An 18,861-nucleotide genomic window follows, 5' to 3' on the forward strand; every position below is an offset into this window, starting at 1 on the left:
GGGTGATGGGCGGCAGGCCGGTCGTGCCGAGGAGGCGCAGGCAACCTCAAGCCTGCCTCAATTCGCTTTACTTGAGCTCTTACGAACTATCTACTTACCGTGCGTCACGATGGCACCCCTCCGGGCGTGGGTGGCTGACCTCACCCACTGTCGTCCGTACGGCTGTCACGAGCCATACCGACATGGAGACACGCCATGCGAGGAGCGCGCATGTGCGACACCGCCAAGCAGGCCAATCAGGCCGCCGGTGTCGCCACGACTGCCGCCCAGCGCCGAAGCCCCGGAAGGCATGCAGCGCAACGAGAGCAAGGGGATTTTCGGCTAAAGCGGTCAGCCAGAGACGAACGGGGAGACCACCGCTTTGACTTATTTGACGACGGACGACCAGAGGACGAGACCGCTGGGGGACTTCAGCCTCACCCTGGCCGCTCCGCCCACCCCAGGAGACCCCCACGCCATCTCCTGTCTCACCCCCCGGGAACGCCAAGTTCTCACCCTGCTCAGCCACGCCGCCGACAACCGCGAGATCAGCCGGCGACTCGGCATAGCCGAACGTACTGTCAAAGCACACCTGACGAACCTCATGGCCAAGATCAAAGTGACCAGCCGCACCGAAGCGGCCCTCTTCGCCTATGCCTTTCATGGCCGTCTCGTCGGCCGGCGCTGAGGATCTCGTTCGCTCGCCAGGTCTGGGTGTTCCGCCTCGGTCCGGCGAAGGTGCCCAAGCAGGGCCGCGGGATGCATGCCGAGGTTCCGGGCCGCCTGGCGGATGACCTCGGGGCGACCGCAGTCGGCGCTCGTCTCGCGAGGCCCGCCTGTGCCGCCGCCTCCCGAGCTTGACAGTGCCCATATCGCTTATCGATACTATCGATAAGCGATATGGCGCTGCGAGCGGCAGGGGGAACCGTGGGTGCGAAGTCTTGGTGGAGCCGGATCGACAGTCGGCTGCTGGAGGCGGCTCTGGGCTTGGCGGCTCTGCTTGCCGGCGTCTTCGGGGTGCTGCTCCCGGTCCTCGGGGTGGTCGGCCTCATCGACCCGGTGGACACCCGCGAGGTCAAGGTCGAGACCACGACCCGGGTGCCCGGCACCGTGACTGACGCGATGGCGGGCCATGGCTTGACCCTCACCGGCACCCACCAGGCCAACCTCGTCTTCGCCCACCCCGACCTGTCTCAGCGCCTGTTGCTCGCGCTGCCGGACATCATCGGCAGCCTGCTCCTGCTCGTCGTCCTGGCCCTCCTTTTCCAGATGGCCAGGACCCTGCGCGGCGGCGACGTCTTCGTGCCGAGCAACGCCCGCCGTCTGAGCGCCATGGGGCTCACGGTGCTGGTGCAGGCGGTCCTCTCCCCGGTGCTGCCGGCGCTCACCACGGCGGCTCTGGTGAACGGCACCCCCATGGCTGATCAGATCCCCTCCGCGATCACCTTCACCGGCGAGTACGTCCTGCTCGCCTTCCTCATCCTGGCCCTGGGCGAGGTGTTCCGGCGTGGTACGAAGCTCCGCGCCGACACCGAGGGGTTGGTCTGATGCCGTCAGAGGAGGAGCACCGGGTTCAGGTCCACCTGGACCGGCTGCTGGCCGAGCGCGGCATGACCTTGTCCGAACTGGCGGCCAGGGTCGGGGTGACGGTGGTCAACCTCTCCGTCCTGAAGAACGACCGGGCGAAGGCGATCCGCTTCTCCACCCTCACTGCGATCTGCCGCGAATTGAACTGCCAGCCTGGCGACCTGCTCAGCGTCCGCGAGGACTGACCCCGGTCGCCGACGTTCCGTACGAGAGTGCCGGGTGCCGCCTCCTACCGGTGTGGCCCTCGCCGCAACCTGCCCATAACTACGTTACCTAGACAAGGGATTACCCATGGAGATGACCTCTGGCCGGCGTCTGGCACAGGTTGCTGTGATCGCTGTCTGTGCTGCCGCTCTTGCAGCGTGCGGGACCTCCTCGAGTTCCTACAACGTGTCGGGAGCTCCGGGGGGTGCCAGTGCCGCGTGCTCCAGTGTGGTGAGCAAGGCGCCGCAGAAGCTGGCGGGCCATGAGCGCAACGATTCCGACCAGAAGGGAACTGCCGTGTGGGGGGACGGTGACGTCATTCTCCGGTGCGGGAACATCTCGGACGTTCCGGAGTCGGCTCCATGCACGTCGGTGAAGGGGGTCGACTGGGTCGTGAACGAGAAGAAGACCCACGACGGGGTGAAGACCGTCCTGTCGTACGGGCGTAGCCCTGCAGCCGAGGTCACGATGTCGGAGCGGATCAAGGACAAGAACGCCGTGATCGGTGAAGTGTCCGGGATCGTGTCGGGGCTGGCGAGGCAGAAGGCGTGTGCGAAGCAGGGCTGAGCCCTTTGCGGCCCGGACTCCCATGAGCCCTGGAGGGCAGGGTGCCCGAAGGTGCGATGGTCGCCGGTGTGGCCAGGACGTAGAAATCAGTGGAACGTGCGTGCGGGTGCCGTCTGCGGTGCCGGGCGCATGGTCAAGGAAGCATTTCCACTTCTACGGGGAGAAATCATGCGTACTCTCTCGCGCCTGGCCTCCGGCGGGGCCGCCGCGGTGGCCGCCGGTGCGCTGCTGTTCGCAGCTGCGCCCGCGCACGCCACGTCGTCCTCGGGCACCTGGGGTATCCCGGGCCACAAAATGACGGTGAACGCCTGGCACTGTGGCACGTACGTGAGCGCCTGTGACTGGAAGGCGTCGACCAAGGTGTACAAGGGCAAGGCCCACGACAGTGCCCAGTGGGTGCAGAACCGGGCCATCCTGACCGCTCACGGCATCAGCGTCTCCCTCAAGATCTCGAAGAACCCTGAGGCGACGCTGAAGATGACCAGCAAGTCGCAGGGCGAGGTCCGCTGGAAGAACTACGGCGGGCACAAGTGGATCTCGGACACCTACGGTCAGATGAAGCCCAGCTCGCTGACCGTGTACGTGTCGACCAAGTCCTGCGGCTCGGCCCAGATCACCAGCCGCATCAAGTTCACGGAGAAGTGCGTCACTGCCGGCGCGGCCTGATCCGCTCTTGATGCTGCGCACCACCTGAACGTCTCTGCCCCCGCCCCTTTGGCGGGGGCAGAGTTCTCTTACGGGGGAGAACGAGTATGTCTCACGCCAGGAGAGTCGCGAGGAAAGCGGCGTGGGCGGCTGCTGCGGCCTGCGTCCTGATGCCGGCCGTGTCCTGCACCTCGCAGGGCAGCCACCGTGTAGGCAGGGAACCAGCCTACTTCCAGAGCCTCGTCAGCCAGGTCAACGGCCTGTACTACCACCCCTTCCTGAGGGAGGAGCGCGGCAGCGCCGAAGCTCAGTCCTACGCGCTGCGCATCCTGGCAGAGACCGGTGCGAAGCCGAAGGTCACGGTGGGAGCCACGACGGCCGCAGCGCTGCGCTCGGATGCGCTCAAGACGTCCGCACTGTGGGGGAGGTACTGGCTCCTCCCGCTGCGCGAGGCCGGAGTGTCCGCGGTGCTGGGACGCCGTGACACCCATGACGTGGAGAAACTGCGAACCGGCAGGGGATGGTACGAAGATCCCGCGCTCGGAGGGAAGAGCGACGAAGGACGCCTCGGTGCCACATGGGCGGCGCTGGAGGTGGAGGCGGCCACCGGAACTCTCACGAAGCTTCCCGCCGCCGACAAGGCGGCCACCGCCGGCTGGCTGGGCAGGCTGGCGGACGGCAGACCGCGACTGGACGAGGCCGCGGCCCTGGCACGGTGCCTGCATCTGCTCGGCAAGCCCGTGCCCGGCTCCCTGACGTCGCTGGCGGCTCCGGACACGAGCCGGTTCACCGAGCGGCCGGACAAGGAACGCGCCGCTCTGCTGGAAGACACATACAACTACGTCCTGCTCCAGGAGTCGGCTGGCAAAAAGCCGCATGTGGACCGGGAGACATGGCAGCAGGCCCTGTCGCACAACGTCGGAAGCCTCGACTACGACCAGCTCTATAGCCTGGTGCACATCCTGCGCGCCGCCGGCAGTTCCAAGGGGGCGTTCTCGGCGGTCACCCGCCGTCTCGAGCAGGAGCGCATGCAGGACGGAACGGTGCGTGACCCGTCCTCCTACCTGGGCACGCCCGACGCGTCGTTGTTCGTGCAGCGACTGCGGAGCCTGGCCGGATGGCCGGTGCGGGACAAACGTCTCCTGTCTGCGGTCGAGGAGCAGGCCAATGCCCAGGACGCGCCCCGCGACGGCGCCGCGCGGCTGAACCTGGCCGCCCTCAAGCACAGCGCCGGCGGTGAGCCGCTTTCCCGTCAGGAGGCCGCGCTCTGCCAGGATCCTTCGACGGTGCCGGCCATGGTCACCGCAGGCAACGTGGTGGCCTGGCAGCGTGCGGCATGGGACTGCGCGGAGTCCGGCATACCGATACCGGTCCCCTCCGTCACGCGCTGGAGCGTTGACGATCTGGAAGGCGCGCAGGCGGCTGCCACGCTGGTGGTCGGCCTGCACCAGACCGGCCAGGAGGACCGGACACCTGGATGGCTGACCGCGGACGTGCTCAAGCGATGGGCAGCCGACCCGGGGCCCCGCGCAAGCGTCTACGACCGTGCGCTGATCGTGCGCGCCTACCTGCTGCTCGGCGGCCATGCCGACGAATCCATGGTGAGTCACCTTGCCAGTCGGTTCAGGGCGCACCGGGGCTGTCCGGGGCTTCCCGGCCTGTACCGCCCCGATGACGAGCCGGGCTGCGACCTCAAGACGACATGGGCGGTATGGGAGCTGGACAAGGCACTGGATCGGAAGCTGGGAACTCTGCCCGCGCAGGGATCCTGAGACAGAAAGTGAGCAGAACCCCCGTGAGCACACTGCTGACAGCGAGTGGGATAGGTAAGTCCTATGCATTGCGCGGCCAGCGGGTCGACGTCCTCAAAGACATCGATCTCGCTGTCGCGCCGGGATGCGTCACCGCGCTCGTCGGACACTCCGGATCGGGCAAATCCACCCTCATGCACATTCTCGGGCTGCTGACGAAACCCGACACGGGCCGGGTGGAGCTGGAGGGCCGCGACACCAGTGGTCTGTCGGACAGCGCACTCGCCGACCTGCGGCGCCGGCGTCTGGGGTTCGTCTTTCAGTCCTACAACCTGCTGCCACAGCACAGCGCCCTGCGCAATGTCCTGCTTCCGTTCACCGGCAGGCGCCGGGAGGCAGAGGCCCGGGCACGCGGTCTGCTGGAGCGCGTGGGGCTGGCAGACCGGTGCGAGCACCGGCCCAGCGAGCTGTCCGGGGGCGAACAGCAGCGCGTGGCGCTGGCCCGAGCGCTGGTGAACGATCCCCCGCTGCTGCTGGCCGACGAACCCACCGGAAACCTGGACACCGAGAGCGAGGCCGTGTTGCTGGGCCTGTTCCGGGAGTTGGCGGACGGCGGGCGGGCGGTGCTGGTCGTCACGCACAATCAGGCGGTCGCGGATGCGGCCGACGTCGTGCACCGGCTGGGCGGGGGCGCGGATCTTTCGGTACAGGACGGGACGAACGGCCGCTCCCGGGCACGCACCCGGGTCAAGCGGGAGGGTGAGCTGTGAGCCTGCTTCAGGTGGCGTGGTGGAACGTGCGAGCGCTGCGCAGGCGGCTGCTGGGTCTGGTGGCGATGGTCGCGGTCACCGGCGCGGTGTGTTTGAGCGCGATCGGGATCGCCTCGAACGCGCAGGGTACGACGACCAGCCAGGTCGGGGAGTCGACGGCGAACCGGTCGGTCACGGTGGACTCCCCGGAGGGACGTCCCGACACCGCTCAACTGACGGACGCGACGGAGAAGCGCCTGGCGAAGATCGCTCACGTCGAGTCGGTCCAGCACAGGCTTCAGGTGTCCATGCCGGTACGGGACAACCCCGAGGGGGCCGACCTGTTGTATGCGACGACCTATCGCAAGGCGCTGGCACCCCCCGTGGTCAAGTCGGTGCGCAAGCAGCTGTTTCCGCTGCACCGCGGAGAGGTGGTCTTTCCCGCCTCCACGCATGGGGTGAACCTGTCTTCGATGGTGGGCAGGACGGTGACAGTGGACGCGCACCGATATGTGCGGCCCGGCGTGGGGGACACGGTGAGCGACCGGGTGAAGGTGGTGGGCCTGTACGACCCCAGTTGGCAGTTCGACGGCCCGGACACCGCGTATGCGGACGACGCGACCGTGGTGAAGTGGGCGGCGGCTGCGGCCGGCAAGACGACCGACGACTACCTGCGCACCTCAGGCTGGGATCAGCTGACGGTGGTGGCTGACAGTGCCGCCCATGTACCGGGCGTGCTCAAGGCCGTGCAGAGGATGAACTACCCGGCCAACTCCCTGCAGCAGCAGCTTCAGGCTCTTCCCGGTGTGCTGCAGTTGGTCAGCCTGACCGGGAAGGTACTGCTCGGCATTCTGGGCGTGCTCGCCTTCGTAGGGGCCGTCACGGTGACGGGTGCGCTGGGGCGGCAGCGGGCCCAGGAAGTGGGGATCCTCAAGGCGATCGGCTTCCGTAGCCGCTCGGTGATGGGGATGCTCGTGGCGGAGATGGCGATCGCCGGGGTGGTGGCGGCGGCAGCCGGCATCGTGCTGGCGGTGGGCGCGTCCAGTGCGGCGGCTGCTGGTCTTCGGCGTATCGGTGACATCGCCCCGTACGTGCGCGACACGGTACCGCTTCCGGGGACGCTGACGCTGATCTCTCTGGCGATGGCGACCGTTGTCGTCGTAGCTGCCGGCGCCGTGCTCCCGGCTCGTCGTGCCGCTCGCATGTCCCCCACCGAAGCCATGAAGGACTGGTGATCCCAGTTATGCGGCGCAAGACGTCGTACGCCGCGCTCGCGGTGTCCGCTGCTCTGTTGACCTCCTGTTCCGGTCCCAGCGGTGTGGAGTTGGGGACGGACTGGAAGGGATCGCAGACCTTTGTGACTGCGAGCGTGTCCGGGCACACTGTGGTGGTCGGCATCAATCCCGAGGCTCACCACGCGCAGGCGCTGGCTGTTGTGCCGCAGAAGGATGGCGACGATGACGCGCTGGCTCCTCAGCTCGTGCAGTTGGCCGACGGGACGTGGTTGCTGTCGACGCACCGCGAAGAGGGGCGTCCAGACCGGCTTTTCACGCTGAACACCGCCCGGCACGCCCTGGATGAGAAGAACGCCACGGAGCGGCTGAGTGAACTCGTGCCGGGCAAGAGCCTGGTCGCGACCCTTCATGACTCCTCCGGAAGCGATAAGGATGCTGCCACGGCGGGCAGCAAAACCACCGGTGTGCTGGTACGCGATGCGAAGACGTGGAAGAAGGTCCGGGACGTGCAGGTTCCGGGGCCGGTCACGCTGGCGGCGTCCGATCCGTCCAGTGACTCGGTGTGCCTGGCTACCGGACAGGGGTCCGACGTGAAGGCGAGTGTGCTCGACCTCACCACCGGCAGGACCAGGCAGGCCGGGGAGGCCGGCGGCGTGCAGGTGCAGCAACTTGCATGTCCAGGGGGCACCCCCGTCCTGGCCGGTACCCCCACCCGCAACCGCCAGGAAGCCACGGTGAAATTGACCTTGAAGAACGCAGGCGGGACAACGGTGGTCAGCGCAGTCGGCGGACGGGTGGATGCCTTGCAGGCGTCGAAGAACACCGTCGTGATCGCGGTGAACTTCGGGGAGGACAGCGATCTCATCGATTTGGACCGGAGAAGCGGGCGTGAACTGCGGCGTGTGACGGTCAAAGGCATGGACAGCTCGTCCCTGCTGAGGCACACGCGGGATGGCTGGGTGATGGTTTCGGACGACACCGCGGCCGTAGTGGACCTGAACAAGGGGACGTCCCGGACGTTCAGTCTGCCGGGGACGCTGACGAGCTTCTGAGCCTGTGCGAAAGGGGCCTCCGCGCGTCGTCCGGTGACTGAGCACGGGGCAACACCTGCCCTGACCAGGTGGTCCCGGACACCGACACAGCGACCGGACCCACCCAGCCCACAGGGCCTACGGACGCGGGGGTGGGTTCACCCCCTCTGACCTGCTGCGCGGCGCCCGGGTCGGCTTCGGTCGGCTCGGGCGCCGTGGTGTTTTCCGCGGGTGGGCCGGCTGCGGGCCCGACGGGAAGGCGGGCGACCGGTCAGGAGCCGGCGGCCGCGGAGATCGCGGCAGCCGCCGCCACGGACGCGCTGATCGCCGCGGTGGCCTTGGCGACCTCCCGGGAGACCGCCTGCGACGCCCAGTCGCCTTCCGCGAGCGCCCGCAGGGTCTTACGGGCGTCCGCGCCGTCGCGGCCGCCGTAGAGCCGGCGGGCGAGTCCCGCCGCGTGGACCAGGGCGCCCAGCGTCGCCGTGCGCGGGTCGGGCTCGGCCCGCCGGGTGGCGACCGCGTCGAGCCGCGCCCGGACCTCGGCCTTCACCGAGGTGTCGGCCGCGGGATACCGGTGCGTGGTGAGGACCCCGAGGGTCTTGCTCTTCTGATGGGTCACCAGCCCGGCCTCGGCCAGGCGCGTTCCGTAGGTGGCCACCATGCCCTTGCGCCGGGACGACAGCCATGCGGAGGGCTTGACCGGCCCCCGCGCGAGCTCGGTGAGCGCCGCGTCGAGCAGCGGGTCGCCGGTGCGGCCGCCGGCCGGCGCGTGCAGCCTGCCGTCGCGCAGCACCAGGTGGCCGCCGAGAGCGAGTTCGGCGAGTTGGGCGCCCGCGAGGCCGAGGTCGAGCGGGCCGGAGCGGGCGGAACCGGTCTCGTCGTCGAGTGCCAGCAGCAGAAGGTCCTCAGGAAGCGAGGTCAAGGCGTTTCCCTCCGTCGTGATCGTTCGTGATCGTTCGTGATCGTTGTGCGGGGTGGAAGAGTTACGGGGGGGGGAGGGGACGGCGAGGCGGTCCCGGTCATCCCAGCCGGCATGCTTCGAGCAGCTGGCACGCGTAGGCGGCGAGGCCGGGCTGAAGGTAGAACGCCTGCCGTTCGCGGAGACGTCAGCGGGCCTCGCCCTGGTCCCAGCGGAACGCCCACAGGGCGACACCGAGGAGGACCGCGGCCGAGCCGCCGATGACCGCGAGGTCGTTCATGGCAGCGCCTCGCCCAGCGTGTTCGCGGCGATGGCGCGCAGGGCGGCGCAGTGCTCCGCGAAGGCGGCTCGCCCCTCCTCGCTGATCGACAGCCAGGTCCTGGGCCGCTTGCCCACGTAGCCCTTGGTGACCTCCACGTAGCCGGCGGCCTCGAGCTGGCTGACCTGCTTCGACAGCGTGGAGTCGCTGACTTCGACGGTTTCGCGGACGAAGGCGAACTCCGCCTTGTCGCACGACGCCAGGGTGGCCATGATCGAGAACCGCACCGGCGCGTGGATGACGTCGTTCAGCTGATGGCGGGGGTGGCTCATGCCCGGCTCTCCACGACGGCCCCGACCGCGGCCGGGGCGGCGGTCGCGACCGCGCCGAGCAGCCACCACAGCGGGTTCGCGTCGTGCTGTTCGCTGCCCAGGCAGATGACGACCGCGTAGACGGCTCCCCAGACGGCGATCACCACCCGCTGGCGGCGGCCGTAACCCTCCCGGTGCACCTTCTGGCGGGCGGCCCACAGCGAGATGCCGACCGTGAAGGCCGCCCACACCACGGAGGCCACGGCGATGGCCGGGCCGTCCAGCATGCCGACGACGAAGGTGAACACGAAGCCGGCCACCGCGTAGAGCGCCAGATGGCGAACGCCCCAGCGCGACTCGCGTCGCACGGCGGCGTCCAGCTTCCGGACGCGGGCGAGGGCTTCCTCGGCCTGCATGGATCGGTCCTCGGTCATCGGCTCCTCCTGCACGAGCGCACCACGCCACATGGATAATTGCCACTGTGGCATCTACTTTCCAATGCGGCAAGTATTTCTCGGCGTTCCGGCGGCGGGCAAACCTCCGCACGAGTGCCACACGGGCTCCACACAGCCTTTCGAAAGGCTCGTTACCGTGACTGGTCGCTCGATCCCCCGTGCGAGCGTGACCAGGCCGTGGTCAAGGTGGGCCGACGGCGCAGTCAACCCAGGAAGACCGCAGATGGACTACTGCTCCTCGTGCCGGCGACATCTCAACGGCGCCCTGGTGTGTCCCGGGTGCGGCGCCTACGCCCCGGACATCGCCCCGCCCGGCACCACGACCGCAAGGACCGCGACGACCGCCACGGCCGTCATGGCCGCGCCGGGCGTTCCGGCCGTCGAGCCGCCGACGGCCTCCGGCATGTGGCTCGGCGGTCCGCCCGCCGACGGCACGGCACCCGCGGCCGACGTGAGCGAGGGCCCCGCCGCCGAGGTGGAGGGTGTGCGCACGCGGCCGGGACGGGCGGCACGGCGGCGCCAGTTGGCCCGCTGGAAGAAGACGCAGCGCCGGGCCGTGGTGGCGACGGCCGTCGCGCTCGTCGGAGGCGGTCTCACCATCGCCACCATGGACCGGCACTCCGGCGACCGGGCACAGGCGGCCACCGCGCCGGACAACAGGAGGGTGGGCGACACCCAGGAGCAGTCGGGGGAGCCGGCGGCGGTGCCGGCCTCGCAGGCTCCCGCGTCGACGCCGTCCACCGGTCGCCGGACGGGCCACGCCGCGCCCCAGGCGCAGTCGCCGGCCGCCGCCCCGCACCAGCAGTCCGCCGCGACCGCCGCGCACGCCGCGCCGCAGGGCACCCGGCCGGACTCCGCGGCGCCTCCGCGCCAGGTGACGATCTCGACCCCGCAGACGCAGGCGCAGGCCCCGGCGCACTCCTCGACCGGGACGGCCCCCGTCCAGACGAGTACGGCGGCGCAGCCGGCGCCCGCCGCATCCACCGGCGGCACGGGCTCGAACACGTCGAACACGTCAGGCGCGTCGAACTCGTCGGGCACGTCGAACACCACCGGCACGTCCGGGGCCCACTCCGGCCCGGCGGCGACGTCACCGACCCAGGTCTGCCTGCTGGTGCTCTGCCTCGGCTGACCTGACCTGACCTGACCTGACCTGACTGAACTGAATTGAACTGATCTACCTGGCCGGCCGGCGGGGTGACCTGAGCGTCACGCCCGCCGGCCGGCCCGCTTCACCACCCGGCGCCCTGGCCGGTTCCCTGGTCGGGCCGGACCCGGTCGTGTCCCGGCAGCAGTTGGGCCGCCTGGTACTGCGTGCGTTCCGCCGCCGTCCGGGCCTCCGCCACCGCGTCACCGCGTTCGCGGACCAAGTCCTCGTAGATCGGCGCTTCGTCGTTTCGGATGGGCATACGTGTCACCGTTCCGGTCCTTCGATCTTCAGGCCCGGTTGATCCGGAGCGCGATCCCGTGGCCGATCAGCAAATACAAAACGGCGGGCAGGCCGTAATTGAGGGCGACGCGTAGGCCTTCTGTGTCCATCACGAAAATGTCCTGTGCCCATCCGGACAGCCAGTCCGCCATTCCGTGCACGAACTGCACGAAGGCGTTCCCCCGATTGGCGTCGAGCAGGTAGAGCACGATCCACAGGCCCAGCAGCCCGGCCGCGACGTCGGCGATCGTGCAGATGGTCAGGGCTGTTCTCCGTGCGGTGGCCTGGTGGTCCCGAGGCCGCGCGGGCCCTGGCTGCTGGTCGTGGGCCGGGTATCCGGAAACCGGGTCGATGTTGCTCACGAGAAATCCGATCTGACGCTGACGTATTTCTCTTGCTTCTGCGTCACTTCGGCGCCGCCCCGTTACACCCCGGTATGCAATGGCCGAAATATGGCCGCCAATTCAGGAACTTCCCACAATCGCCCCGTAAGCCCGCAGGAACGCCCCCACCCCGGCCTTGATCAACCGGTCGGTCTCCTCCGCGGGCAGGGGGAGGACGCCGTAGTGGGTGGACTGGACGATCGTGTGGGACGTCAGGGCCTGGAAGTGGCCGGCTGCCAGGCGGGCGTCGTCGTGCAGGGTGAGGAGGCCGGCCTCCGCGAGGTGGGCCATCGCGTCGGCGAGGGCGCGGCCGACGGGTTCCGGGCCCGCCGCGTGCCAGGCCGCGAGGACTTCCGGGGGCACGTGGTCGGCCTCGGCGTTGATGTGGCGGACGAGGGCGAAGTGGTTCGGGTACTCGGTCATCAGACCGACGAACCCGCGGGCCAGGGCGACCAGGTCGCGCTCCAGGTCGCCGGGGCGCGGCGGACGCTCGGGGTCCAGGACCGCGTGCAGCCGCGCCAGTTGGGCGTCGCGCACGTCGCTCGACGTCCAGGTGACCACCGTCTGGAAGAGCTGGGCCTTGCCGCCGGGGAAGTGGTTGTACAGCGTGCGTGTGGAGACGCCGGCCTCCGCCGCGAGCGCGTCGACCGAGGCGCGGGCGTAGCCCTCGCGGCCGAACACCGTGCAGGCCGCGCCCGCGATGGCCATCTGCTTCTGCAGCTTGCGCGGTGACACCTCGCTCTGCGCCCGCTCCAGCCGGGACTCGTTCGTCTCGCCCACAGTCACCCTCCTTCGACCGGTCACTCTACCCGAGTTACAACGGGCGTTGTAATTTTAACAACGACCGTTGTACTTTGCTGGGGAGGCGGCCGCACCGAGCGGCCGGCCCACATGAGCTGGGGGATATCCATGCCTGTCGTCAGCAACGAAGCGCACGAGACCGGTGAAGCGCACGAGACCGGTAAAGCGCCCGAGGCCCGCGAAGCACGTGAGGCGCAGGAGGCGCAGGAGGCGCCGCTCCGTGTCGCCGTCCTCGTCGGCAGCGTCCGGGAGGGCCGGCAGGGACGTGCCGTCGCCGACTGGTTCGTCCGCACCGCCGACGGCGACCCGGGGCTCGACCTCGACCTCGTCGACCTCGCCGACGTGCCGCTGCCGCTGGTGCTGCCCGGCTGGGGCGGCGCCCCGGAGCCCGAGACCGCCGCCGTCCTGCGGGACCTGTCGCCGCGGCTCGCCGCCGCCGACGCGTTCGTGGTCGTCACGCCCGAGTACAACCACAGCTTCCCGGCCTCCCTGAAGAACGTCATCGACTGGCACCACGCCCAGTGGCAGGCCAAGCCGGTCGGCTTCGTCTCGTACGGCGGTCTCGGCGGCGGTCTGCGCGCGGTCGAACAGCTCCGGCTGGTCTTCGCCGAGCTGCACGCGGTGACCGTGCGGGACTCGGTCAGCCTGCACGGGCCCTGGTCCGGGCTCGGCGAGGACGGCGTGCCGCGCGACAGCGAGATCTGCGCCGGCGCCGCCAAGGGCATGCTCGGCCAACTCACCTGGTGGGGGCGGACATTGCGTGCCGCCCGGGCCGAGCGTCCGTACGCGGGCTGAGGGGGCGGGGGGACATGAGCGACACACGCCCCGTCGAGACCCTGGCCGGTGAGCGGGCGCCGGCGGCGCCGGCCTCCGCCACCGTTCTGCGGCGCACGCTCGCCGTCACCGTGATCGGCTCGGTGATGGCGGTGCTCGACATGACCATCGTCAACGTCGCGATGCGCGCGCTCTCGACGTCGTTCGACGCCCCGCTGGCGACCGTCCAGTGGACCGCGACCGCCTACACGCTCGCGCTCGCCGCCGTCATCCCGGTCGCGGCCTGGGCGATGGCCCGGATCGGCGCCAAGCGCACCTACGCGACCGCCCTCGTGCTCTTCACGCTCGGCTCCCTGCTCGCCGCCTGCGCCTGGGACGCCACCAGTCTCATCGCCTTCCGCGCGGTGCAGGGGCTGGGCGGCGGGCTGCTGCAGCCGGTGGGCATGACGATGGTGATGCGCACGGCCGACCGGCGCCGGCTCGGCCGGGCGATGGCCGTGGGCGGGCTGCCCGTCCTGGTCGGGCCGGTCGTCGGCCCGGTGCTGGGCGGCTGGCTGGTCGACGCCGCCTCCTGGCACTGGATCTTCCTGGTCAACCTGCCCGTGGGCCTGCTCGCCCTGGCGCTCACGGCCCGTCTGCTGCCGTACGACGCACCGGGCCCCGGGACGCGGCGCACCGCCCGCCTGGACGTCCCCGGCCTGCTGATGCTCTCGCCGGGACTCGCCCTGCTGCTCTACGGCCTGGCCCGGGGCGGCGAACGCGGGGACTTCACCGCCCCCGGCGCCCTTCTGCCCGTCCTCGCCGGAGCCGCCCTGACGGCCGCCTTCGTACGCCGGGCGCTGACCGTCCGCGAACCGCTCCTGGACCTGCGGCTCCTGCGTGACCGCACCTTCGCGGCCGGAATCGGCACGCTAGCCCTGTTCACCTGCGGCTACTTCGGGTCGATGCTGCTCGGCCCGCTGTACTGGCAGCAGGAGCGGGGCCTGAGCGCGACGGCGGCCGGCCTGCTGGGCGCCCCGACCGGTCTCGTCGTCGGTACGGCGATGCAGTTCGCGGCGCGGTGGATCGACCGGGTCGCACCGCGGCGGCTGATCCCGGCCGGTGCCGGCCTGGCCGCCCTCGGGATGGCGCTGCTGGCGTGGCAGACCGGTGTCCCCGGGGTAGCGCCCTGGCGGATCGTCACCTCGGCCATGGTGATGGGCGCCGGTATCGGCATGGTGCTGATGCCGACGATGACCACCGCCACCCGGGACCTGCCCAGGGACCGGCTGCCCGGCGCGAGCACCGCGCTGAGCATCAACTCCCAGCTGGCGGCCTCGGTGGGAACCGCGACGCTGTCGGTGCTGCTGGCCTCGGTGGGCCAGCACCCGCACGGCTTCCGCCTCACCTACACGGTGGCGGCGACCCTCCTGGCCCTGTCCGCCCTCCCGGCGCTCCGCCTCCCGGGCCGGCGGGCGGGGTGACCGGCCCCGCCGGCCTGCCTCTCCCGGCCCCGGCCCAGTCGCCTGCCGCCTCCTCAGCCCGCGTTCAGCTCGGCCAGCGGCAGGGTGTGCTGGGTCTGCAGGACCTTCGCGCGGAGGTAGCGGACGTTGTGGTCCGTGGTGAAGACGCCGGTCGGTACCCGGTCCCGGACGACGACGCCCAGGGAGCGCAACTGCTCGGCCTTGTCGGGATTGTTCGAGAGCAGGTCCAGCTCGCCGATGCCGAGGGCGGCGAGCATCTGCGCGGCGGCCGTGTAGTCGCGGGCGTCCTCCGGGAGGCCGAGCGCGGCGTTCGCCTCGTAGGTGTCGAGGCCCTGGTCCTGGAGGGCGTAGGCGTCGAGCTTGTTGTAGAGGCCGATGCCGCGGCCCTCCTGGCGGAGGTAGAGCAGGATGCCGCCGCGCTCGGCGATGCGCTCGACCGCCTCGCGCAGCTGGGGTCCGCAGTCGCAGCGCGCCGAGCCGAAGACGTCGCCGGTCAGGCACTCGGAGTGCAGACGGACCAGGGGGACCGGGCCGGGGTCGCCGAGGACGACGGCGATGTGCTCCCGGCCGTCGGCGAGGCCGTGGAAGGTGACGAGATCGGCGTCGACGCCGTAGCCGTCGTGGAAGCGCAGCGGTACCCGGACGCGAGCGCGCGGGGTGGCGGCGGGGGTGTCGGGCATGCGGTTCCCTCCGGAGGGCTGTTGCTTCAGGTTTGAAGCAGAGGTTCGCAGGGACCCTACCGCATGCTTAAAAATTGAAACAATCGTTTTCCGGGCTTCCCGAGGCTTCCCGGGGCTTCCCGAGGCTTCCCGGAGTGGAGTGACTCAGGAACACTCCGGCGGCGGCCCCGAACAGGACGAGCGGCGCCGCCAGGGGACGTCGCCCGCCGAGGGGCCTTCGTCCTCGTCCTGCAACCCGCGAGCGATCCCCGCGCAGATCTCCGCCAGCTGCCCCACCTGCTCCGGGGTGAGCCGGTCGAAGAGGGTGGCGCGTACCGTTTCGACATGCCCGGGCGCCGTACGCTCCAGCACCGCCATCCCCTCGTCCGTGAGCACGGCGAGGCTGCTGCGCTTGTCCGTGGGGCAGTCCTCGCGGCGCACGAGCCCGTCCCGCTCCAGCCGGGTCACCGCGTACGTCAGCCTGCTGCGCGTGATCTTCAGCGTCTCGGCGAGATCGGTCATGCGCAGCCGCTGGCCGGCCGCCTCGGAGAGGTTGGCGAGCACCGAGTAGAACAGGTGGGGCATGCCGGCCGCCTGCTGGAGGTTCCGGTCGATCGCGTCGTCCAGCAACCGGGCGGCGGCCAGGTAGGCGCGCCAGGCGCGCTGCTCGTCGGGGGTGAGCCAGCGGGTCGTCATGCAGCCAGTGTAAGTTTGTTTCAAACTTGAACCAAGGGCCCCGGTGCCGGGCCCGCGAGGAGTGCGCCGATGCCGTACCCGTACGTCCTGCTGTCCGCCGCCGTCTCCCTCGACGGCTACCTGGACGACACCGGCCCGGAGCGCCTGCTGCTCTCCAGTCCGGCGGACTTCGACCGGGTCGACGCGGTACGGGCCTCCGTCGACGCCATCCTGGTCGGCGCCGGCACCATTCGCGCCGACAACCCGCGCCTGCTGGTCAACTCCGCCGAGCGCCGCGCGGCCCGCACCGCGGCGGGCAGGCCGGAGTACCCGCTCAAGGTCACCGTCACCGCCTCCGGCGACCTCGACCCGGCCGCGAACTTCTGGCACACCGGCGGCGAGAAGGTCGTCTACACCACCGACCAGGGCGCCGAACGGGCCTCCCGTCTCCTCGGCGGCACCGCCGACGTCGTCCCGCTCGGCCCCGGACTCGACTGGCGGACCCTGCTCGAACATCTGCACGAGGCGTGCGGGGTCGAGCGCCTGATGGTCGAGGGCGGCGGACAGGTCCACACCCAGCTCCTCCAGGAGGGCCTCGCCGACGAACTCCAGCTGGTCCTCGCCCCGCTCCTCGTCGGTGACCCGGCGGCCCCGCGCCTGTTCGGCCCCGGGGCGTACCAGGGCGGCCGGCTGCGCCTGACGGAGACCCGCCGCATCGAGGACGTCGTGCTCATGCGCTACGAGCCCACCGCCCCCGGCACCGGCTCCGCGCCCACCGCCGCCGACCGCCGGTGGCTGCGCACCGCCTGCGAGCTCGCCGCGCTCTGCCCGCCCTCGCGGACCGCGTTCAGCGTGGGCGCGGTCGTGGTCGCCGCCGACGGCAAGGAGCTGGCCCGCGGCCACTCCCGGGAGGGAGCCGACCCCGTGGTGCACGCGGAGGAGGCCGCCCTGGCCAAGCTGGACCCGGCCGACCCGCGCCTGCCCGGCGCCACCGTCTACAGCAGCCTGGAGCCCTGCGCCCGCCGCGCCTCGCGCCCCGCGCCCTGCGCCGAGCTGATCCTGCGTGCGGGCGTGCGCCGGGTGGTCACGGCCTGGCGGGAGCCGGACACGTTCGTCGCGGCGGCCGACGGGACGGGGGTGCTGGCCGGCGCGGGCGCGCAGGTGATCGTCCTGCCGGAGCTGGAGGGACTCGCCAAGGCACCGAACGCGCATCTGCCGGGCTGACGGCACCGTGCCGCCCCTGCGGGGGGCGGCACAAACACTCAGGGCCGGAAACCAGTGATGGTTTCCGGCCCTGAGCCTTCAGTAGCGGGGACAGGATTTGAACCTGCGACCTCTGGGTTATGAGCCCAGCGAGCTACCGAGCTGCTCCACCCCGCGTCGTTGTGTCTCAAGAGTACCCCATCCGCAGGTCGGAACGCACATCCGTGGCCGGCGGGCCTGTCGTGCGGCCTGTCGGCGGGGCCGTACGGCGGGATCATCCGGTCGGCCCACAGCGCTCGCCGCGCGCCGTGCCGCCCGCAAATCTGGACGTACGTCGGACACGTGGGAGACAAACGGTGCGCCCTGGAGAGGTGGAGGAGAACACGTGCACCAGGGCCGGCGGCCGGCTGCCCGGCGACCCCCTGTCCGACCCGGGCCTCGGCGACGAGCCCCCGCCTCTGCCCCGCCCACGCCGCCTCGACCCTCGCGTCCCGGCCCGCGCCCTGCCCGCCCTGCTGATCGCGGCGGGCGTCCTGTACGGCCTGCTCACCCCGGAGGAGTTCACCGCCGTCCCGTTCTTCTCCGCCGCCCCGCTGATCGCCGCACCCCTGTCGTCGCTGCGCACCACCGTGCTCACCGGCCTCACGGCCCTCGCCGCCGGCTTCGCGGTGCACGCAGGCCCCGGCACCCACCCCGCCGTCGCCGCCGTCACCGACGCGGTCACCATCGCCACGGTCGCCCTGCTCGCCCTCGCCATCAACCGGGTGGTCCGGCTCGGCGACCGGCGGCTCGCCTCCGCCCGGGAGGTCGCCGAGGCCGCCCAGCGGGCCGTACTGCCGGAGCCCGCGGCGCGGATCGGCGGCTTCGAGATCGCCGCCCGCTACGAGGCGGCGCGGCGGGACGCGTCCATCGGCGGGGACCTGTACGCGGTGCAGGACAGCCCGTACGGCGTCCGGCTGGTCGTCGGGGACGTACGCGGCAAGGGCATCGGCGCGGTCGCCGCGGTCGCCGTGGTGATCGGGGCGTTCCGGGAGGCGGCCGAGCACGCGGCCACCCTGGAGGAGGTGGCCGAGCGGCTGGAGCGGGCGCTGGCCCGGGAGGGCACCCGGCGGGCCGGCATCGACGCCTTCGAGGGGTTCACCACCGCCGTCCTCGCCGAACTCCCGCACGGCGACGGGGTCGTACGGCTCGTCAACCGCGGCCATCCACCTCCGCTGCTGCTCTACGCCGACGGCACCGTGCGCGCCCTGACCACGCACGAGCCCGCGCTGCCGCTGGGCATGGCCGACCTCGGCCGGTGGCCCGACCGGTCCCTCCAGGCGGGCTTTCCGAGCGGGGCCACGCTGCTGCTGCACACCGACGGCCTCTCCGAGGCCCGGGACGGCCACGGCCGGTTCTACGACCTGGAACGGCGGCTCGACGGACGCCCCTTCGCCGACCCGGGCGCGCTGCTCGACCGGCTCGCCACCGAGGCGCGGCGGCACTCCGGCGGCGGAATGGCGGACGACATGGCGCTGCTCGCCGTGCGGCGGCCCTGAGCGGGGTGACGGTCCCTGGGCGGAAGTCACGGCCTGTGACCGCCCGACCGCCGTGCGCATAACATCTGAGTCACCATCAAAAACACTGAGACTCCTGAAGCGTGGCCAACTCGCCCGTTTTGCAGGCTTCCTGTCCGGAAAGTCCGCGACCGGAAACCTTAATGATCAAGCCGAACGGCTTGGAAAGTGCCTGGCGGGTCTATTAACGTTCGATAACGCAGCGCGGTCGTCCCAGCCGTCACAA

The 18,861-nt window shown here is 70.9% G+C and carries 22 protein-coding genes and 1 tRNA gene; 14 read left to right on the forward strand and 9 right to left on the reverse strand.

The features are described 5' to 3' along the window. Positions 1-361 precede the first annotated feature (361 nt). The 9 genes from AB0N17_RS19790 to AB0N17_RS19830 all read left to right on the forward strand — a co-directional run bounded on the left by AB0N17_RS19790 (position 362) and on the right by AB0N17_RS19830 (position 7,769). Positions 362-667 carry a helix-turn-helix transcriptional regulator gene (locus AB0N17_RS19790; RefSeq protein ID WP_366012659.1) on the forward strand — a complete coding sequence of 102 codons (306 nt, stop codon included), beginning with the start codon at positions 362-364 and terminating at the stop codon, positions 665-667. A gap of 239 nt (positions 668-906) precedes the next feature. Further along, complete coding sequence (locus AB0N17_RS19795; protein WP_366012660.1) at positions 907-1,527, forward strand: DUF2975 domain-containing protein; 621 nt, start codon at positions 907-909, stop codon at positions 1,525-1,527. Beyond that, the gene (locus tag AB0N17_RS19800; RefSeq protein WP_030938482.1) at positions 1,527-1,751 is read left to right on the forward strand and encodes a helix-turn-helix transcriptional regulator; all 225 of its coding nucleotides are present in this window, start codon (positions 1,527-1,529) and stop codon (positions 1,749-1,751) included. The genes AB0N17_RS19795 and AB0N17_RS19800 overlap by 1 nt, the downstream gene beginning before the upstream one ends. Positions 1,752-1,863: 112 nt before the next feature. Then, a complete protein-coding gene (locus AB0N17_RS19805; protein WP_366012815.1) occupies positions 1,864-2,337 on the forward strand; it encodes a DUF3515 family protein in 474 nt (157 codons plus the stop codon). 168 nt (positions 2,338-2,505) lie between these two features. Next, the gene (locus tag AB0N17_RS19810) at positions 2,506-3,003 is read left to right on the forward strand and encodes a hypothetical protein (RefSeq protein ID WP_366012661.1); all 498 of its coding nucleotides are present in this window, start codon (positions 2,506-2,508) and stop codon (positions 3,001-3,003) included. Between the two features lie 149 nt (positions 3,004-3,152). Beyond that, entirely contained in the window at positions 3,153-4,754 is a 1,602-nt protein-coding gene (locus AB0N17_RS19815; RefSeq protein ID WP_366012662.1) for a hypothetical protein, read from the forward strand. A gap of 23 nt (positions 4,755-4,777) precedes the next feature. Further along, entirely contained in the window at positions 4,778-5,503 is a 726-nt protein-coding gene (locus AB0N17_RS19820; RefSeq protein ID WP_366012663.1) for an ABC transporter ATP-binding protein, read from the forward strand. After that, entirely contained in the window at positions 5,500-6,717 is a 1,218-nt protein-coding gene (locus AB0N17_RS19825; RefSeq protein WP_366012664.1) for an ABC transporter permease, read from the forward strand. Before AB0N17_RS19820 ends, AB0N17_RS19825 begins: the two co-directional genes overlap by 4 nt. 8 nt (positions 6,718-6,725) lie before the next feature. Beyond that, positions 6,726-7,769, forward strand: coding sequence for a hypothetical protein (locus AB0N17_RS19830; RefSeq protein WP_366012665.1), 1,044 nt, complete (start codon positions 6,726-6,728; stop codon positions 7,767-7,769). Positions 7,770-8,019: 250 nt separating this feature from the next. On the opposite strand, the gene AB0N17_RS19835 is transcribed toward AB0N17_RS19830, so the two are convergent. The 3 genes from AB0N17_RS19835 to AB0N17_RS19845 all read right to left on the reverse strand — a co-directional run bounded on the left by AB0N17_RS19835 (position 8,020) and on the right by AB0N17_RS19845 (position 9,671). After that, positions 8,020-8,670, reverse strand: coding sequence for a GPP34 family phosphoprotein (locus AB0N17_RS19835; protein WP_366012666.1), 651 nt, complete (start codon positions 8,668-8,670; stop codon positions 8,020-8,022). 273 nt (positions 8,671-8,943) lie between these two features. After that, on the reverse strand, positions 8,944-9,258 hold the full coding sequence (locus AB0N17_RS19840; protein WP_366012667.1) for a transcriptional regulator: 315 nt from the start codon (positions 9,256-9,258) through the stop codon (positions 8,944-8,946). Then, positions 9,255-9,671, reverse strand: coding sequence for a hypothetical protein (locus AB0N17_RS19845; RefSeq protein ID WP_366012668.1), 417 nt, complete (start codon positions 9,669-9,671; stop codon positions 9,255-9,257). Before AB0N17_RS19845 ends, AB0N17_RS19840 begins: the two co-directional genes overlap by 4 nt. Before the next feature lie 244 nt (positions 9,672-9,915). Between AB0N17_RS19845 and AB0N17_RS19850 the strand changes: the two genes are divergently transcribed. Further along, entirely contained in the window at positions 9,916-10,824 is a 909-nt protein-coding gene (locus AB0N17_RS19850; protein WP_366012669.1) for a hypothetical protein, read from the forward strand. 100 nt (positions 10,825-10,924) lie between these two features. On the opposite strand, the gene AB0N17_RS19855 is transcribed toward AB0N17_RS19850, so the two are convergent. From AB0N17_RS19855 to AB0N17_RS19865, 3 genes are all read right to left on the reverse strand, one after another. Further along, complete coding sequence (locus AB0N17_RS19855; RefSeq protein ID WP_366012672.1) at positions 10,925-11,101, reverse strand: hypothetical protein; 177 nt, start codon at positions 11,099-11,101, stop codon at positions 10,925-10,927. 28 nt (positions 11,102-11,129) lie between these two features. Further along, a complete protein-coding gene (locus AB0N17_RS19860; protein ID WP_366012674.1) occupies positions 11,130-11,483 on the reverse strand; it encodes a hypothetical protein in 354 nt (117 codons plus the stop codon). A gap of 102 nt (positions 11,484-11,585) precedes the next feature. Continuing rightward, positions 11,586-12,284, reverse strand: coding sequence for a TetR/AcrR family transcriptional regulator (locus AB0N17_RS19865; protein ID WP_366012675.1), 699 nt, complete (start codon positions 12,282-12,284; stop codon positions 11,586-11,588). A 129-nt stretch (positions 12,285-12,413) separates the two neighbouring features. Between AB0N17_RS19865 and AB0N17_RS19870 the strand changes: the two genes are divergently transcribed. After that, positions 12,414-13,100 carry an NAD(P)H-dependent oxidoreductase gene (locus tag AB0N17_RS19870; RefSeq protein ID WP_366012676.1) on the forward strand — a complete coding sequence of 229 codons (687 nt, stop codon included), beginning with the start codon at positions 12,414-12,416 and terminating at the stop codon, positions 13,098-13,100. Positions 13,101-13,114: 14 nt separating this feature from the next. Further along, positions 13,115-14,542, forward strand: a complete 1,428-nt coding sequence (locus AB0N17_RS19875) for a DHA2 family efflux MFS transporter permease subunit (protein ID WP_366012677.1) — start codon at positions 13,115-13,117, stop codon at positions 14,540-14,542. 53 nt (positions 14,543-14,595) lie between these two features. Here the strand turns inward: AB0N17_RS19875 and ribA are convergent, their stop codons facing one another. Beyond that, positions 14,596-15,222 (reverse strand): GTP cyclohydrolase II, encoded by a 627-nt coding sequence (ribA, locus tag AB0N17_RS19880; protein WP_366012678.1) that lies wholly within the window; start codon positions 15,220-15,222, stop codon positions 14,596-14,598. Positions 15,223-15,366: 144 nt separating this feature from the next. Then, positions 15,367-15,897 (reverse strand): MarR family transcriptional regulator, encoded by a 531-nt coding sequence (locus AB0N17_RS19885; RefSeq protein WP_366012679.1) that lies wholly within the window; start codon positions 15,895-15,897, stop codon positions 15,367-15,369. Between the two features lie 69 nt (positions 15,898-15,966). Between AB0N17_RS19885 and AB0N17_RS19890 the strand changes: the two genes are divergently transcribed. Next, entirely contained in the window at positions 15,967-17,100 is a 1,134-nt protein-coding gene (locus AB0N17_RS19890) for a dihydrofolate reductase family protein (RefSeq protein ID WP_366012680.1), read from the forward strand. An 82-nt stretch (positions 17,101-17,182) separates the two neighbouring features. Here AB0N17_RS19890 and AB0N17_RS19895 read toward each other — a convergent pair. Beyond that, positions 17,183-17,256, reverse strand: a tRNA-Met gene (locus AB0N17_RS19895). A gap of 179 nt (positions 17,257-17,435) precedes the next feature. On the opposite strand from AB0N17_RS19895, the gene AB0N17_RS19900 reads away from it, so the two are divergent. Continuing rightward, positions 17,436-18,617 (forward strand): PP2C family protein-serine/threonine phosphatase, encoded by a 1,182-nt coding sequence (locus AB0N17_RS19900; protein ID WP_366012681.1) that lies wholly within the window; start codon positions 17,436-17,438, stop codon positions 18,615-18,617. Positions 18,618-18,861 lie beyond the last annotated feature (244 nt).

Source organism: Streptomyces sp. NPDC051133 (assembly GCF_040682635.1).
In the GTDB taxonomy this organism is placed as follows: domain Bacteria; phylum Actinomycetota; class Actinomycetes; order Streptomycetales; family Streptomycetaceae; genus Streptomyces.